Source organism: Maribellus luteus (genome assembly GCF_003576475.1).
Lineage (GTDB): Bacteria > Bacteroidota > Bacteroidia > Bacteroidales > Prolixibacteraceae > Draconibacterium > Draconibacterium luteum.
The window spans coordinates 81,734-97,985 of the sequence record NZ_QWGR01000007.1; the positions used below are offsets into that span (position 1 = coordinate 81,734).

The following is a 16,252-nucleotide window of genomic DNA, read 5'->3' on the forward strand; positions in this document are numbered from 1 at the left end:
ACTTTCAATGGTAATGAAAAAGTGCACAAGCTACTTTTGACCGATTAAAAACAGAAACAAAGAAGAATTAAACAATGAAGTTCAAAAGATTTTTTCTTTTTATGGTGGCCGCTACTCTTGCATTTGCAGGATGTAAAAGTTCAACGGGAGAAACGCCTCAAGCCGAAACAATTAAAAACGTTAAAGTAGAAACAATTAGCGATGGTGTTGTTCAGAATGCCATGACACTCAACGGAAAGATCAAGGAAAAAAGCCTTACGGCACTTTCTTTCCGGGTGGGTGGCCCCCTCGCCAAATTAAATGTAAAACAAGGTGATTATGTTCGTGCAGGGCAGGTGATTGCCGAAATCGACCAACGCGATTATCAGCTTCAGCTGGCAACAACCAAAGCTCAGTTGGAACAGATAGAAGGAGAATACCAGCGCTACAAACAATTGATTGAGCAAAAGAAAATTCCGGAAAACACTTTTGAAAAGATCAAATCGGGTTACCTGATGACAAAAACAGCTTTTGAGAATGCTCAGAACCAGTTGCTGGATACGGAGTTGAAAGCTCCGTTTTCGGGGTACATTTACGAGAAGTTTGTAGAAAATTACCAAACGGTCGGTGCCGGAACTCCCATTGTGTCCATCATCGACAACTCGCATCTGGAGGTTGTTGTTTCTGTTTCTGAAAGCCAGCTAAACAGGGTGAAAAGCGACAAAAAAAGTTATGTAAATGTGGCCAATGCCGGGATTCATCAGCTTCCTGTTCAGTTATTGAGCGTAAGCGAGAAAGCCATGCAGGATGGTTTGTACGAAGTAAAATTCTCGTTTGAAAACAAAAATGAATTGAAAGTTGCTCCCGGAATGACGGCTGAAGTGCACATTTTTTGCCAAACGGATGCCAACCAGTTATCGGTGGCTCAAACAGCCATCTTTCATGAAAAAACAAGTACTTATGTTTGGGTCTATAATCCTTCGAACAGTAAAGTTGAAAAACGTTCCGTAAAAATTGACTTGGACGGCACACAGGGGCGGGTAAATGTTGCTTCGGGCTTAAACATTGGTGAGCAGGTGGTTACTGCCGGTGTTCACTACCTGGTTGAAGGGCAAAAGGTAAAACCGCTGAAAACACCTTCAGTAACGAATATTGGAGGGTTGCTGTAATGTTTGAAAAGCTTTTAAACCAGAAAGCCATGATTTCAACCATACTGTTCGCAGTATTGGTTGGCGGCTTAATTGCATACAACAAGATAGGGAAACTCGAAGATGCAGAGATTCCGATCAAAGCAGCCACTGTAATCACCGTCTATCCCGGAGCAACGGCACACGAAGTAGAGTTGGAAGTAACCGATGTGCTTGAAAAAGCCATTCAGAAATTGGAGAATATCGATGAAATCTCCTCTGTCTCGCGTCCGGGACTATCTATTATAACAGTTAATATACAGCCTACGGTTAAAACGCCCCAGTTACCACAGCTTTGGGATCATCTGCGCAGAAAGGTGAACGATGTAAAAGGTTCGTTGCCATCGGGAGCAATGGAGCCCATTGTAAACGACGACTTTGCCGATGTTTACGGAATTTTGTATGCGGTAACCGCAGACGGATACAGCCACGAGGAACTGGTAAATTATACCGAATACATCGAACGTGAATTGCTGGGTGTAAATGGTGTGCGGCGTTCGCAGATTTTTGGGGAGCACACGCAAACCATCGATATCATATTTTCTCCGGAACAACTGGCCGGACTGAGTGTTAACCCCATGTTTATTGCCGCAGCCATTCAAAACGAAACGGCCATTATCAATCCCGGCTCGGTGGTGGCGGGTACCGAATCCATCCGCGTGGGAGTGGGGCAAAAAATCTCCAGCCTCGAAGAAATTGAGAATCTTCTGATTCAGGTTCCCGGGGGAGGGAATTTTCGCTTGGGAGATATTGCTACCATAAAAAAATCGTACCTGGAACCTGAAAATGAAGCTTTGTACTACAACAATAAGCCGGGATTAACGCTGGGTTTGTCAAACGAAAGTGGAATCAACGTTGTAAAACTGGGGAAGTTGCTGGATGAAAAACTAGCCGAGCTTGAAAAAGAGCTTCCGGCCGGAATTGAAATCAACCAGGTGTATTACCAGCCTGACCGCGTAGATGCTGCGGTAAAAGATTTTATGATGAACCTGGTAATGTCGGTGGGGATTGTAATTGTCGTGCTGATGTTTGCCATGGGGCTGCGTTCCGGATTATTGATCTCCAGCGGACTGGTATTTACCATACTCGGAACATTGATCGTGATGCTTTCCATCGGTTTGCCGTTGCACCGCGTAACACTGGCCGCCATTATTCTTGCCATGGGGATGCTGGTGGATAATGCCATTGTGGTGGCTGACGGTATTCTGGTCGATCTGAAAGCAGGAATGGACCGAAGCAAAGCTTTTGTAAACACAGCCAAAAAAACGGCTTTGCCCTTGTTGGGGGCGACAGCTGTAGCCATCCTGGCTTTCCTGCCCTTGAGAATGTCACCAAATGCTGCCGGTGAATTCCTGGCCTCGTTGTTCTCGGTATTGATTATTTCTCTTTCGCTAAGCTGGGTGTTTGCCATGATTCAAACCCCGTTTAATGCCAAGTATTTCTACCGGAAAACACGGCCCAAAGGCGAACATGCCGAAGCCTACGATTCAAAATTCTACCGGATTTTCGGCAGGTTTCTGAAGTGGGGGATCCGAAACAAATACCCCTTTGCATTGGGATCGTTTGCCATTTTGATTTTTGCTTTCTGGTCGTTCCGTTTTGTGAAAGTTGATTTTATGTCGAAAATCGAATACGACCAGTTTTTTATTGAATACTATTTACCCCAGGGATCCGACATAAAGGCGGTGGAAAAGGATGTGCTGAAAATTCAGCAACATATTTTGGAAATGGACGGCGTACACTCGGTTACCGCTTCGGTGGGGCGGCCACCGGCGCGCTACCTGCTGATGCGGCATATGGAAACAGGTGGCGCTAATTACGGCGACATCATCGTCCAAACCGACAATACGGAACGCGTACCGGAGATTATTCCTGAGATTCAGAAATACCTGGCTGAAAATTACCCGGATGCCTTTTTCAAAGTTCAGGAATACGGAGCCGCTTTTGCTGATGCAGATATCGAAGCACAGTTTACCGGACCCGATCCTGCTGTTCTGAAAGATCTGGCCAACCAGGCAAAAAAGATATTCTTAGATGAACCCACTGCAACCAATGTTACCGATAACTGGAAAAATCAAACCAAAAAGATTGTTCCTGAATATTCGGTTGTAAAAGCTCAGCCGCTGGGCTTAACTCGCTCCGATATGGGAAACTCCATTCTTGTTGCTACCAACGGAATGCCTATTGGCGCTGTTTACGAAGGGGAAAGAATGCTTCCGATTGTTCTGCGCACCGACACCAAACTGGGCGACAATGTAGAACAGTTGATGAATATTCCTGTGTGGGGGCAGCGAAGTGTGGCAAGTGTGCCTCTGTCGCAAATTGCCGACACGATGAAGGTTACCTGGGATTACGAGCTTATAAACCGCCTGGATAACCAGCGTTCGATAAAAGCACAATGCGATGCTGTTAAAGGTCATACAGCGGCTGAAGTACAGACTAAATTTCAGGAAAAAGTGGAAGCCATTGAATTGCCTGACGGATACGTAATGAAATGGGAGGGAGCTACTGCAAGCTCAAGCGAAGCGAACGAGGCCCTGTTTATGTTTCTGCCGCTGGCCATCGGCTTAATGGCGATCATTATAATTGGCTTGTTCAACAACCTGAAACAACCCATTATTATTTTCCTGATCGTACCGTTTGCTTTTGTGGGAATCGTTCTGGGACTGGTAAGTACAGGTACTTTCCTGACATTTGCGGGTATCATCGGCGCTCTTGGGCTGATTGGTATGATGATCAAAAATGCCGTGGTATTGCTGGATGAGATCAACCGAAATATCCGGGAAGGCAAAGATCGTTTGACTGCCACCATTGATGCTGCCTTGTCGCGCTTGCGTCCGGTAATGATGGCTTCACTCACAACCATTTTGGGAATGGCGCCGCTTATCACCGATTCAATGTTTAGTTCAACGGCCATCGTTATAATGTTTGGTCTGGCTGTTGGTTCGGTTATTACGCTTGTTGTGGTACCGGTTTTATACACCGTATTGTACAAGGTCGACGGAAAAAATACAGTGCCGGCCACAGTCAACGTTTAGACTAAAATCGGGCTGCCCGGAAGCAGTTAAAAATTCAATTTAACAGGAAAACGAAAATGAAGAGATCAGTTAAAATCATTATAAGAACATTTGTATTATTGGTAACAACGCTTGCCTTCAGTCCTGCTTTTGGGCAAAAAGTGATGACCCTTGAAGATTGCAGGAAGCAGTCGGTTGAATTCAACAAAGAACTAAAAAAGGCAGCTTTGCAGAACAGGGAAGCCAAAGTTAACCAGGAAGTGGCGAGAACGGCCTATCTTCCGTCGCTGGGGTTTTCTTCTTCGCTGATGCACCGCCCGAATATGGATCCAATCAGTATCCCCGGTTACTTTCTGCCCACTGCCGCCAGCGAGGAAGATGCCCTGAATGGCAACTTTTCAGGAACGAGCAATGTATGGAAACCCGGTACAAGCATTGATATGAAAAGCCTTACGATGATCAACGGCAGTTTTACATTGAACCAGCCCATTTATGTGGGTGGAAAAATCAGGTATTCCAATCAACAAGCTGATGCCGGTGTGGAAATAGCCGGCCTGGCGTTGAATCTGAAGTATTCAGAAATTGTGGAAGAAACCGACAAAGCCTTTTGGCAGGTGGCAACCGTTCAGGAGAACATTAAAATTGCGGATGAATACATAAAAATGCTGACCGAGCTGGAAGATCAGATGAAAGCAATGTACGAGGTCGGGCTTCAGCCTGCCAGCGAAAAGCTTAAGGTAACCGTTCAGAAAAACGAGGCTGCCTTGAACTTGTTAAAAGCCAAAAATGGGTTGAAAGTGGCCAAAATGTACCTGAACCAGTTGATGGGACAGCCATTGGATACAGATATCCAGATCAGTCAAGAAGAGCTGGGAAACGTTCAGTTAATCAACTTTAACAACGGTATTAACCAGGCTGCGAACAACAGAAACGAACTCAAAATTCTGGAGAAGCAGAAGGAACTGAGCGAATTGGATGCTAAAATCACGCGGGCCGATTATCTTCCAACGGTAGGAGTGAGTGCACAATACACAAGCTACTGGCTTCGGGATTTGTATGAAGATATAGATTTTCAGCCGATGCTCGCGGCACAGGTATCTATCCCCATTTTTCAGTGGGGACAGGGGAAAAAGAAAATGAGGGCCGCTCAATTGAAAGTACAACAGGCCGAAACAGATTTGCAACATACAAATGATTTGATTAATCTTGAGGTCATGCAAGTTAAGGTGCAGGTTGAAGAAGCCTACGAATCTATTCTGATTGCAGAGAAAAGTGTGACAGAAGCCAAAGAGAGTTTGGATGAAACCCGTGCCAGTTTCGACGTTGGGTTAAATACCACCACCGATTTGCTAAGTTCACAGGCCAAATGGGCAGAAGCAAAAGCCCGCTTGACACAGGCAGTGGCCAATTTTGAAGTGCTAAAAACCCGCTGGCAGAATGTTACCGGCAATCTTTACAAAGCAGAAGGAGAGGAATAGATCGTTTTAAATGAAGTATACAGAACAAAATAAGAAGAGAAAACCAGATCTGGCGTTGCGTTTGCCCAGTTATGCGGCTCCGAGTATAATGATCAGGTTCACTGTTATTAGTCTGATTGCCACTCTGATACTTCATTTTATTGTTTATATTATTGATGGACCTTCTGGCGTAAACCTGCGCATTCCGGCGGTTATATACGTGGCTGTAATTATTCCTTTTAACCTGGCCGTGGAGCTGCAAATTATTCTGGACAATGTTCTGGAACGCTTTCTTCCGGTTCCAACAAAAATGAAACTGCGTTTTATTTTACAGATCAGCGTAGGATTTCTTTTTTTGATTCTGGCACACCGGGTTATCATGCATTTTATAGAACCCGAGTTGGGGGGCGAAAATTCACGCCCGGGAGTGATCCTTGGAATGGCTGCCGGTTTGATCTTTGTGCAAATGGTGGCTAACTCGCTTACCCTGGCCCGGATAAGTATAAAGTGGCTCAACGCACAGGAAATCATTGCCAAAATGAAAAGAGAAAAACTGGAAATGGATTACAATTCATTGCAAGACCAGTTAAACCCGCATTTCCTGTTTAATAACCTGAGTGTTTTAAAATCGTTAATTATATACGACCCGGAAGCTGCTGTGTATTTTACCGAGAATTTTACCGATGTTTACAGGTATGTACTTCAAAGCAAAAACAAAAAGCTGGTAAAGTTGAAAGATGAGCTTGAATTTATGAATGCCTATTTTGCCTTGCATAAGGAACGGCTGGGCGAAGGTTTATTGTTCAAACATGATATATCAGCCGAGGAACTGGATCGAGAGATTGCTCCCTTAACCGGTCAACTGCTGATCGAAAATGCCATAAAACACAACATAACAAGCAAGGAAACACCACTGGAAATAACTGTTTTTGCCAAAAACGGATATTTGTCCGTTTCGAATAATTTAAATCTTCGAACCACTTCGTATTCAACTAAAACAGGATTGGGGAACCTGATTGGCAGGTATAAAATGCTGACGGAAAAACAAATAGAGGTTCATCGTGACGATAAAAAGTTCGAGGTAGAGGTTCCTCTGCTGTAAGGACACGTAAAAAGGCAGTAATTATGAGAGTGATTATAGTGGAAGATGAATTGCATAACTACCGTTTATTAAAAGGAATGGTAGAAAAATTGCGGCCCGACTGGAGCATTCTTGCAGGCTTAGACAGTGTTAAAGAAACGGTAGACTGGCTCAAAAGCAACCCTGCTCCCGATTTGATCTTCATGGATATTCAACTGACGGACGGAATAAGTTTTTCGGTATTCGATAGTGTGCAGGTAGATAGTATGGTTATATTTACAACTGCTTACGACGAATATGCACTCAGGGCATTTCAGGTTAACAGCATCGACTATTTGCTAAAACCAATTAAACTCGAAAAACTGGAACAGGCTATCGATAAATTTGAAAACGTACTAAACGTTCAGCGTAAAAGCACCGAAAGCAGACCTGATTATAAAGAACTGCTGGAAGCCATAATCAGGGGCGAACGGAAATACCGGAAACGCTTTCTTATTAGTGGGGCCACTTCTTATTTTAAGCTGGATGCAGAAGAAATAGCCTGGTTTTATACCGAAAACAGGATAACAAATGCCGTTACTTTTAAAGGAAAAGAATACACTATTAATTTAACCATCGAAAAGCTGGAAGAACAACTTGACCCGACACAGTTTTTCAGAACCAACCGAAGTACCATTGTACACATTAATGCCATCCGGAAGTTTGAGAACCACTTCGGAGGCAAACTAATTTTGCGCTTGATCCATCCTTTTGATGAGCCGATAATGATCAGTCGTTTAAAAGCCGCCGAGTTTAAAGAGTGGATGGAGAGTTAGTGAAACCAACCAAGTATTTTCATGAAAAAAAGAGAACAACTATACGAAGAGGCCCTTGCCCTGATTGAAAACACAAGTCCGCTAAAAGAAAGCATCTTATACCACAATATCTACACCGTGAAAATGAACGGAGTTTATCCGTTTTCAACACGTGAAGATGTAATCGGGCTGGTCAAATTTCTTAACCATCTGTACTAAACTGTACCCAATTCACATACTTCATATGGAGCATTAGACGGTTCGGTAAAATACGATTGAGGAGCAAACGATAGGGAAGCAATGATGCTTTTACCAGCATAAATTTTAACTTGCATCAGTTAGAAACTAAATCAAATCTCACCGATGAATCTAAACCGTCTGTTTCTTTTGTTGACTATGTGCTCGCTTTTGTTTGCCTGTACCGAAAAACAAACAACCGAAAAAACACGTCCCAATATTCTTTTTTGTATTGCCGACGATGCAAGTTATAAACACATGGGCGCCTACGGATGCGCCTGGGTAAACACTCCTGCTTTTGACAAGATAGCCCAGCAAGGCATATTGTTCGCAAATGCTTATACTCCCAATGCAAAGTGTGCGCCTTCGCGCTCGTGTATTGTAACCGGCCGCAACTCGTGGCAGTTGGAAGAAGCAGGTAACCACTGGAGTTATTTCCCGGTAAAATTTAAAACCTATGCCGAATCGCTGGAAGAAAATGGCTACTTCGTAGGTTATACTGCCAAAGGAGTGGCACCGGTGGTAGCAAAAACCGAAAGCGGAGAAAACCGCTTACTCCTTGGGAAAGCTTACAATTCGGAACGTTGTACACCGCCAACCTCGCAGATTTCGAACATTGATTATGCAGCCAATTTTGAGAAATTTCTGAAGGAAAAACCCGGCGATCAGCCGTTCTGTTTTTGGTATGGTGGCATGGAGCCACACCGCCGCTACGAATATGGAAGCGGAATTGCCAAGGGAAACAAAAATCCGGAAGACGTAGATGAAGTGTTTTCCTTTTGGCCCGACAAAGAATCTACCCGTACCGACATGCTGGATTATGCTTTTGAAATTGAATACTTTGATTCACATCTTGGAAAAATGTTAGCCGTTTTGGAAGAACAGGGAATGCTGGACAATACACTGATTGTGGTGACCTCGGATAACGGAATGCCTTTTCCGCGGGTAAAAGGCCAGGCGTATGAGTATTCCAACCATTTGCCTATGGCAGTAATGTGGAAAGAGGGTATTAAAAAGCCGGGACGGATAGTAGAAGATTTTGTAAGTTTTATTGATTTTGCTCCAACATTCCTGGAAGTGGCCGGAATTGAGCAGCAGGCTTCTCAAATGCAAACCATTCAAGGGAAAAGTCTAACTGATTTGTTGTACAACAAACGTAATTCTCAAAAGCGCGATCATGTGCTGATCGGCAAAGAACGGCACGATGTGGGCCGGCCCGACGATGTTGGATATCCCATTCGCGGAATCAGAAAAGGCGATTATTTGTTTCTCCACAATTATAAAACAGATCGCTGGCCCTCCGGAAACCCGGAAACCGGCTATCTTAACTGCGATGGAGGTGCAACAAAGAGTCAGATACTGGCCGACAGAAGAGAGACCGGCAGTAATCAATTCTGGAGTTACTGCTTTGGGAAAAGGCCCGAACGCGAAATATACAACGTAAAAAATGATCCGGACTGTATCGTGAATCTGATCAATGAACCATCGCTTCAACCGCTTATTCTGGAGCTGGAAAACCAACTGGTAACAGAACTTACAAAGCAGCAGGATCCCCGAATGCTGGGTAAGGGAGACATTTTTGACCGCTATCTCTATTCCTATAAAGCAGATGTGGATTTCTACAACCGTTTTATGCGGGGAGAAGAAGTAAATGCCGGTTGGGTGAATAAATCGGATTTTGAAAGTCAGGAGCAAATGGAAATAATCTTGAAAAATATTTCCGCCACCCATTAGGCTAAAGATTTTACGTTTAACGACCCGTTTCCCAAACGATCTTGCAAGTGCACAACAAAGAAGGCTTGTTTTAAAAATTAAGCACGTGTATCTTTGCACAACTCCTTAAAAACACAGTTTGAACTTAATAAATGAATGAAATTAAAATGTTTTATAAGATGAGTTTATCAGGAAAAGGAGTATCAAAAGTTTTGTTTGTTTTACTGACCATGATCCCTTTGTTCTTTTATCAGTGCAAACAAAAACCGGAGCCAAAACCCAACATTCTGTTTATTTTAAGTGATGATCATACTGCCCAGGCATGGGGTGTTTATGGGGGAATTTTAAAGGATTATGTTCACACACCCAACATCAGCCGCCTGGCCGAAGAAGGATGTGTACTCGATAATTGCTTTTGTACCAATTCGATATGCACGCCCAGCCGGGGAGCGATTCTGACAGGGCAATACAGTCATCACAATAGAATATTTACGCTGGAAGATGCTTTGGAACCGGATAGTATGAACATTGCCAAAGTGTTTAAAAACAACGGTTATCAAACGGCCATAGTGGGGAAGTGGCACCTGAAAAAACAACCGGCTGGCTTCGATTATTTCAACGTCTTACCCGGTCAGGGAAGATACTGGAACCCGATTCTGAAAACCAAGGAAAACTGGCAGGATGGTTATGGAGGAGGAGCAGAATACGAGGGGTTCTCAACCGATGTGATTGCCGGACTGACGATGGATTGGATCAAAAACCGGGATAAATCACAACCGTTTATGATGATGTGTCATTTTAAAGCGACACACGAACCGTATGATTATCCCGATCGCTTTAAAGATTTACTCGATAGCGTGGAAGTTCCCGAACCGGCCTCCTTGTTTGATTATGGTCCGGAAACTACCGGGCGTTCTTTTGTTGGGCAATCGATCGATAACCTGGGCAAGCGTTTTCTGGAAAATACCCAAAACCCAAATTACTGGGCGCAGTATCCCGATCTGCCTTTTATTGTAGATGGACTGGATAGTGTGGCTGTGCGAAAAAAAGTTTACCAGAAACTGGTAAAAGACATGATCCGAAGCGGGGCAGCCATCGACGACAATATTGGTAAGCTCTTGAATTTTCTGGAAGAAGAAGGAATTGCTGACAATACCATCGTTATTTACACCGCCGACCAGGGATATTTTCTGGGTGAGCACGGCTTTTTTGATAAACGCATGATTTACGAAGAATCATTGCGCATGCCATTTGTAATACGTTATCCAAAAGAAATTAAGGGAGGCTCCAGAATCGACGATATCATTCTGAATATTGACTTTGCCGCCTTACTTGCCGATTATGCAGGTATTGATAAACCTGACTTTGTAGACGGAGTAAGCTTCCGAAACAATCTGAAAGGCGAAGCACCCGAGGGGTGGCGTAATCAGATGTATTACCGCTATTGGCAGCACCAAACCAACCGACCCGGGCATTTTGGTATCCGTAATAAAAGATACAAGCTGGCATTCTTTTACGGTCAGCCGCTGGATATGAAAGGCACCGAGCCCAAAACCACACAACCTGCCTGGGAATTTTACGATCTTGAAAAAGACCCGAACGAACTGCACAATGCCTACAAAGACTCCGAGTACCAAGGCCTTATTTCTGAAATGAAGAATGAACTAATGAAACTGCGCGAAGATATTGGAGACACCGACAAACAGTATCCCGAAATGGTGAAGATATTTGAAGAGTATTGGAATCAATAAAGCAAGACAGTCATGATTTGGGGGAATCACCAACAGAAATGAAAGTTAAGATGTGTACTTCTATCCGGGATTTGTTTTTAATCTTTAAAGCAGAATATCCAATATAGAATTCCCGATATTCAATTTTCCGGACTTTGTTGGATATTTTTTGAGATTGACTTTCAGAAAAAACTTCGTGAAAATAATTTGCCACCAATCAGCATGAAAGCGGTATAACCAGATAAGTTGAGTTTTTCTTGGGTGTCTTGGAACGAACAGAAAAAACAGATAGCAGACTTATCGAACAAATCATTGTTGCCATAGAGCACGGACAGAAAATGATTTTCTTAAAATTACTGCAGTCGTTGACAGGGAGACTTTCACAAAAAAGGCCGCTGAGTTTTTCAGCGGCCTTTTGAAATATTATAACCCAAAGGGCTTTTACATCAAGAAACTCAAAAGAATACCGGCTGCCACTGCTGAGCCAATAACACCCGAAACGTTCGGTGCCATGGCGTGCATAAGCAGGTGGTTGGTTGGGTCTTCCTGTAGTCCCATTTGTTGAACAACCCTTGCACTGTCGGGTACTGCAGATACACCCGAAGCACCAATCATTGGGTTGATTTTGTTCTCTTTTTTCAGGAACAGGTTCATGATTTTTGCACCGGCAACACCACCGGCAGTTGCAATTACAAACGAAGCTGCACCCAATGCAAAGATTTTAATTGAAGAAGGAGTCAGGAACACATCAGCCTGGGTTGAAGCACCCACAGTAAGCCCCAGCAAGATCGTAATGGTATCGATCAGCGGGTTGGCAGCTGTATTTGCCAAACGTTTGGTAACACCCGATTCTTTCAGCAAGTTTCCGAAGAACAACATACCGATCAGCGGAAGAGCCGAAGGAGCAATGTAAGCTGTTAAAATCAAACCAACAATCGGGAACAGTACTTTTTCTGTTTTCGAAACCGCACGTGGAGGTTTCATACGGATCAGACGTTCCTTTTTGGAGGTCATCAGTTTAATTACCGGAGGCTGAATTACCGGTACCAGCGCCATGTACGAATAGGCTGCAATGGCGATAGGCCCGATCAGGTTTTTCACGACTGTTCCATCGGCCATTACGTTAAGTCCGTTCGCTAGTTTCGACGAAAGGAAGATAGCGGTTGGACCGTCGGCGCCACCGATAATACCAATTGCACCTGCTTCGGGAGGAGCAAAGCCAAGGTAAAGAGCTCCCAGGAAAGTCAGGAAGATACCAATCTGCGCGGCTGCTCCCAGCAACATTAATTTCGGGTTCGAAATCAAGGATGAGAAGTCGGTCATCGCTCCAATGCCCAGGAAAATAAGGGGAGGATACCATCCCTGTACCACCCCCTGGTATAGAATGTTCATAACCGATCCCGGCTCGTATACACCCAGTTTCAGGTTGAAGTCAACCACCTGGAACATGGGAATGTTCCCAATCAGAATACCAAAGCCAATGGGGATAAGCAACATCGGCTCGAAGTCGTATTTGATGGCCAGGAACAGGAATACAAATCCTACCAGCATCATGACGATATTACCCCATGCAATGTTGGCAAAACCCGAGAATTCGTAGAAGTTAAACAGCCCCGAAACAGCGCCGCTGTAGTTCTTGTACTCGAATCCGTCGCCGGCAAGTTTTCCGTCCTTGGTTAATTGTAATTCACGTTGCGGAAGATGAACGGTTTCATCGACCATATCGTACCCGGTAGAACGGTTGGGATCGGTATTGGCTCCCAGGTGCGTTACTTTAACCGGTTTAAAATCGAGCACTATTTTATCGCCCGAAATCCGGTAATGGCCCGTAAAACGAGTTTTAGCCGAATCGAGCATAAAAGCTCCGTCTTCTTCAAACGAAAACGTTTTGTAACGCTTTACCGTTTTGGGCTTTTCGGTTTGAGTTCCGTCCTCTTTGTAGGTCGGAATCGGTACATATCCATCGGAATAATTGATCCATTTTCCGCTGGTAAGTACATCACTGATTTTTTCGGGCTGCCCGGCAAATGCCGTTGTCGCCCCAAAAATCAGCAATACTATTAGTTGCAATATTTTTCTCATCTTCTAAAAAAAGTAAAGGTTAACCAATCTCAATTAAAACGTCGTCCTGCAGTACACTGTCGCCAACATTTACTTTAATAGAAGTTACTTCACCACCTTTGGTTGTCTGAATCTGGTTTTCCATTTTCATGGCTTCCATAACCATCACGTTCTGGCCTTCGTTAACTACGTCGCCCACTTTAATGTTGATTTTTAGAATGGTTCCCGGCAGTGGGGCAGTAACCTTGAATTTGCCTGATGATTCGGTTTTTTTGATCAAACCTTCACCTGGTTTTTGTTCTACCGGTTTACGCACCAGAGTGGGAGTTTTTGAAGTTTTTACTTCTCCATGAATTTGAACTTCGTATATGGTACCGTTAACGTCCAGTTCTGCAACATTCTCTTCGATGCCTTTTAAGTGAACGTCGTATTGGTTACCGCTTATTGTGAATTTATATTTTTTCATCTGTTTATAATTGTTTTTTTAAGGTAACAAAATTGCTGTTTGGCAGCAGATATCTGATTTTTAACGCGGCCAGTTGTTGTTTACTCCATAAATTTTTGAGCTCCACGGCGAATAGGCTTTTTTTACTTTTTTGATCGTAACAACATTGCTTTCTTCGTCGTGTAATTCGTTAAAATACATATGTAAAGCTAAACTGATAGCTGCGGTAACGTTACCTTCAACAAAATCACTTTCAGTAGTTTCTTTTTTCTTCTTGTCTTCGCTGCTTGCTTTTTTGCGACTAAACTTCATGTTAATAATCTTTGGCAACCTGGAGAAAATCAGTACCAAAGCAGTAAGCGAGAACAACACGATAGAAAAACCTACGATTGCTACCGTGAATCCAAAGTCGTAAGAACTTGCCAATAAAATACTTAATGGTTCCATAAGGTGTTCTTTTTATAATGGAATATTTGAATGTTTTTTAGGAGGATTCACCAGCTTTTTGGTAGCAAGGCTTTGCAATCCGCGAATAATCCGGAACCGGGTGTTGCGAGGCTCAATTACATCGTCGATGTAGCCGAAAGACGCAGCCTGGTATGGATTGGCAAATTTCTCGTTGTACTCTTCTTCGTGATCGGCAATAAACTTGGCGCGTTCTGCCGGATCTTCGATGTCGCGAAGTTTACGCCCGTGAAGTACTTCCACTGCACCTGCTGCACCCATTACCGCAATCTCTGCAGTTGGCCATGCATAGTTGAGGTCGCCGCGAAGTTGCTTGCTCGACATTACGTCGTGGGCACCACCGTATGATTTACGTAAAGTGATGGTGATTTTCGGAACAGTAGCTTCACCGTAAGCAAACATTAATTTTGCCCCGTGAGTAATAATACCGCCGTATTCCTGCTTGCTTCCAGGCAAGAATCCGGGAACGTCAACCAGCGTAATAATCGGGATATTGAAAGAGTCGCAGAAACGAACAAAGCGCGCAGCTTTAATCGATGCATTGATATCTAAAACACCGGCCAGGTAGTTAGGCTGGTTGGCCACGATACCTACGGGTTGTCCGTCGAATTTAGCAAAACCTACCACAATGTTTTTGGCGTAGTTACGGTGAATTTCAAGGAATTCAGAGTAGTCAACCAAAATGTGGATAATATCTTTTACGTCGTACGGGTGGTTCGGATTTTCAGGGATGATTTGATTCAGGGCGTCATCCAAACGGTCGATCGGGTCTGTATTTTCAGTAACGATCGGGTCTTCCAGGTTATTCTGTGGAAGATAGCTGATCAGTTTACGAAGGATCAGTAACCCTTCTTCTTCGTTTTCAACGAGGAATTGTGCTACACCCGATTTTGAAGCGTGAACTTTACCTCCACCTAAATCTTCTACTGAAATATCTTCTCCGGTTACTGTTTTTACCACTTTGGGGCCGGTAACGAACATGTACGAGTTCTGTTCGGTCATCATGATAAAGTCGGTTAGGGCAGGAGAGTATACTGCACCACCGGCACATGGGCCAAAAATGGCTGAGATTTGCGGAATAACTCCGGAAGCCAGAATGTTACGCTCGAAAATTTCGGCATAACCGGCCAACGAGTTAACACCTTCCTGGATACGTGCACCACCCGAGTCGTTGATACCAATAACCGGTGCTCCCACTTTCATGGCCATATCCATTACTTTGCAAATCTTTTGGGCAAAGGTTTCGGAAAGTGAACCTCCAAAAACAGTAAAGTCTTGCGAGAATACGTACACCACACGTCCGTCGATGGTACCGTGACCGGTTACAACGCCGTCACCCAAAAATTTTGATTTTTCCATACCAAAGTTGGTACAGCGATGGGTTACGAACATGTCAAATTCTTCAAAACTACCTTCGTCCAATAACATTTCAATACGCTCGCGTGCGGTATATTTTCCTTTTGCGTGTTGTGCTTCAATACGTTTTATACCACCACCAAGCTTCGCTTCAGCTCTTAAGTCAATAAGCTTTTTAATTTTATCCTGGGTACTCATAAAAAAATCGGTTGTTTAATTGTAATCTATTCTTTTCCGCAGATCTCGGTTAATACTCCCATTGTTGATTTTGGGTGAAGGAAACCAATGTTTAAACCTTCTGCGCCTTTTCTTGCTTTTTGGTCGATTAGCCTCACGCCTTTTTCTTCGAGTTCGGCGAGCGAGTCATTTACGTTGTCAACGGCAAAAGCCAAATGGTGTACACCCGGTCCTTTTTTCTCGATAAATTTTCCGATGGGTCCTTCCGGATCGGTTGATTCGAGTAATTCGATTTTGGTGTCGCCCACCATAAAAAAGGCGGTTTTTACTTTTTGGTCGGCTACTTCTTCTACAGCGTAGCATTTTAGGCCAAGCATGTTCTCGTAATATGGAATCGCTTCGTCAATACTGTTAACAGCAATTCCGATGTGTTCTATATGTGAAATATTCATAATTATTTAGAATGATTATAAAAGATTAATAGTCAATTTTTTAAACAGCTCTAAAGGTAGATGTAATAGTTTTCATGCTTCAATTGAAAATCAAAAACTGA

At 43.6% G+C, this 16,252-nt stretch carries 13 protein-coding genes; 8 read left to right on the forward strand and 5 right to left on the reverse strand.

Annotation, left to right across the window (positions count from 1 at the left end):
• The first annotated feature begins 74 nt into the window (after nucleotides 1-74).
• The 8 genes from D1614_RS13420 (at nucleotide 75) to D1614_RS13450 (ending at nucleotide 11,216) form a co-directional block, all read left to right on the forward strand.
• On the forward strand, nucleotides 75-1,148 hold the full coding sequence (locus D1614_RS13420) for an efflux RND transporter periplasmic adaptor subunit (protein ID WP_119438466.1): 1,074 nt from the start codon (nucleotides 75-77) through the stop codon (nucleotides 1,146-1,148).
• Nucleotides 1,148-4,204, forward strand: coding sequence for an efflux RND transporter permease subunit (locus D1614_RS13425; RefSeq protein WP_119438467.1), 3,057 nt, complete (start codon nucleotides 1,148-1,150; stop codon nucleotides 4,202-4,204). The genes D1614_RS13420 and D1614_RS13425 overlap by 1 nt, the downstream gene beginning before the upstream one ends.
• 56 nt (nucleotides 4,205-4,260) lie before the next feature.
• Nucleotides 4,261-5,661: a TolC family protein gene (locus D1614_RS13430; RefSeq protein WP_119438468.1), complete on the forward strand. Its 1,401-nt coding sequence runs from the start codon at nucleotides 4,261-4,263 to the stop codon at nucleotides 5,659-5,661.
• Nucleotides 5,662-5,671: 10 nt separating this feature from the next.
• Nucleotides 5,672-6,742, forward strand: a complete 1,071-nt coding sequence (locus tag D1614_RS13435; RefSeq protein WP_119438469.1) for a sensor histidine kinase — start codon at nucleotides 5,672-5,674, stop codon at nucleotides 6,740-6,742.
• Nucleotides 6,743-6,765: 23 nt separating this feature from the next.
• Nucleotides 6,766-7,536: a LytR/AlgR family response regulator transcription factor gene (locus D1614_RS13440; RefSeq protein ID WP_119438470.1), complete on the forward strand. Its 771-nt coding sequence runs from the start codon at nucleotides 6,766-6,768 to the stop codon at nucleotides 7,534-7,536.
• A 21-nt stretch (nucleotides 7,537-7,557) separates the two neighbouring features.
• Complete coding sequence (locus D1614_RS25660) at nucleotides 7,558-7,734, forward strand: hypothetical protein (protein WP_155523337.1); 177 nt, start codon at nucleotides 7,558-7,560, stop codon at nucleotides 7,732-7,734.
• Nucleotides 7,735-7,878: 144 nt separating this feature from the next.
• Nucleotides 7,879-9,486: a sulfatase family protein gene (locus D1614_RS13445; protein ID WP_119438471.1), complete on the forward strand. Its 1,608-nt coding sequence runs from the start codon at nucleotides 7,879-7,881 to the stop codon at nucleotides 9,484-9,486.
• 158 nt (nucleotides 9,487-9,644) lie between these two features.
• Nucleotides 9,645-11,216 carry a sulfatase family protein gene (locus tag D1614_RS13450; RefSeq protein WP_119438653.1) on the forward strand — a complete coding sequence of 524 codons (1,572 nt, stop codon included), beginning with the start codon at nucleotides 9,645-9,647 and terminating at the stop codon, nucleotides 11,214-11,216.
• Nucleotides 11,217-11,636: 420 nt separating this feature from the next.
• Here the strand turns inward: D1614_RS13450 and D1614_RS13455 are convergent, their stop codons facing one another.
• The 5 genes from D1614_RS13455 to mce are packed head-to-tail and all read right to left on the reverse strand — an operon-like array spanning nucleotide 11,637 to nucleotide 16,151.
• On the reverse strand, nucleotides 11,637-13,277 hold the full coding sequence (locus D1614_RS13455; RefSeq protein WP_241558109.1) for a sodium ion-translocating decarboxylase subunit beta: 1,641 nt from the start codon (nucleotides 13,275-13,277) through the stop codon (nucleotides 11,637-11,639).
• Nucleotides 13,278-13,296: 19 nt separating this feature from the next.
• Nucleotides 13,297-13,722 carry a biotin/lipoyl-containing protein gene (locus tag D1614_RS13460; RefSeq protein WP_119438472.1) on the reverse strand — a complete coding sequence of 142 codons (426 nt, stop codon included), beginning with the start codon at nucleotides 13,720-13,722 and terminating at the stop codon, nucleotides 13,297-13,299.
• 60 nt (nucleotides 13,723-13,782) lie between these two features.
• Nucleotides 13,783-14,148 (reverse strand): OadG family protein, encoded by a 366-nt coding sequence (locus D1614_RS13465; protein WP_119438473.1) that lies wholly within the window; start codon nucleotides 14,146-14,148, stop codon nucleotides 13,783-13,785.
• Between the two features lie 12 nt (nucleotides 14,149-14,160).
• Nucleotides 14,161-15,720, reverse strand: coding sequence for an acyl-CoA carboxylase subunit beta (locus D1614_RS13470; protein ID WP_119438474.1), 1,560 nt, complete (start codon nucleotides 15,718-15,720; stop codon nucleotides 14,161-14,163).
• A 26-nt stretch (nucleotides 15,721-15,746) separates the two neighbouring features.
• Nucleotides 15,747-16,151, reverse strand: coding sequence for a methylmalonyl-CoA epimerase (gene mce, locus D1614_RS13475; RefSeq protein WP_119438475.1), 405 nt, complete (start codon nucleotides 16,149-16,151; stop codon nucleotides 15,747-15,749).
• Between the last annotated feature and the right edge of the window lie 101 nt (nucleotides 16,152-16,252).

Coding starts and splice junctions, on each gene's coding strand:
- D1614_RS13460 (WP_119438472.1), bottom strand. CDS start 13,722: ATGAAAAAATATAAATTCACAATAAGCGGTAACCAATACGACGTTCAC.
- D1614_RS13450 (WP_119438653.1), top strand. CDS start 9,645: ATGAGTTTATCAGGAAAAGGAGTATCAAAAGTTTTGTTTGTTTTACTG.
- mce (WP_119438475.1), bottom strand. CDS start 16,151: ATGAATATTTCACATATAGAACACATCGGAATTGCTGTTAACAGTATT.
- D1614_RS13435 (WP_119438469.1), top strand. CDS start 5,672: ATGAAGTATACAGAACAAAATAAGAAGAGAAAACCAGATCTGGCGTTG.
- D1614_RS13465 (WP_119438473.1), bottom strand. CDS start 14,148: ATGGAACCATTAAGTATTTTATTGGCAAGTTCTTACGACTTTGGATTC.
- D1614_RS25660 (WP_155523337.1), top strand. CDS start 7,558: ATGAAAAAAAGAGAACAACTATACGAAGAGGCCCTTGCCCTGATTGAA.
- D1614_RS13445 (WP_119438471.1), top strand. CDS start 7,879: ATGAATCTAAACCGTCTGTTTCTTTTGTTGACTATGTGCTCGCTTTTG.
- D1614_RS13425 (WP_119438467.1), top strand. CDS start 1,148: ATGTTTGAAAAGCTTTTAAACCAGAAAGCCATGATTTCAACCATACTG.
- D1614_RS13420 (WP_119438466.1), top strand. CDS start 75: ATGAAGTTCAAAAGATTTTTTCTTTTTATGGTGGCCGCTACTCTTGCA.
- D1614_RS13430 (WP_119438468.1), top strand. CDS start 4,261: ATGAAGAGATCAGTTAAAATCATTATAAGAACATTTGTATTATTGGTA.
- D1614_RS13455 (WP_241558109.1), bottom strand. CDS start 13,277: ATGAGAAAAATATTGCAACTAATAGTATTGCTGATTTTTGGGGCGACA.
- D1614_RS13440 (WP_119438470.1), top strand. CDS start 6,766: ATGAGAGTGATTATAGTGGAAGATGAATTGCATAACTACCGTTTATTA.
- D1614_RS13470 (WP_119438474.1), bottom strand. CDS start 15,720: ATGAGTACCCAGGATAAAATTAAAAAGCTTATTGACTTAAGAGCTGAA.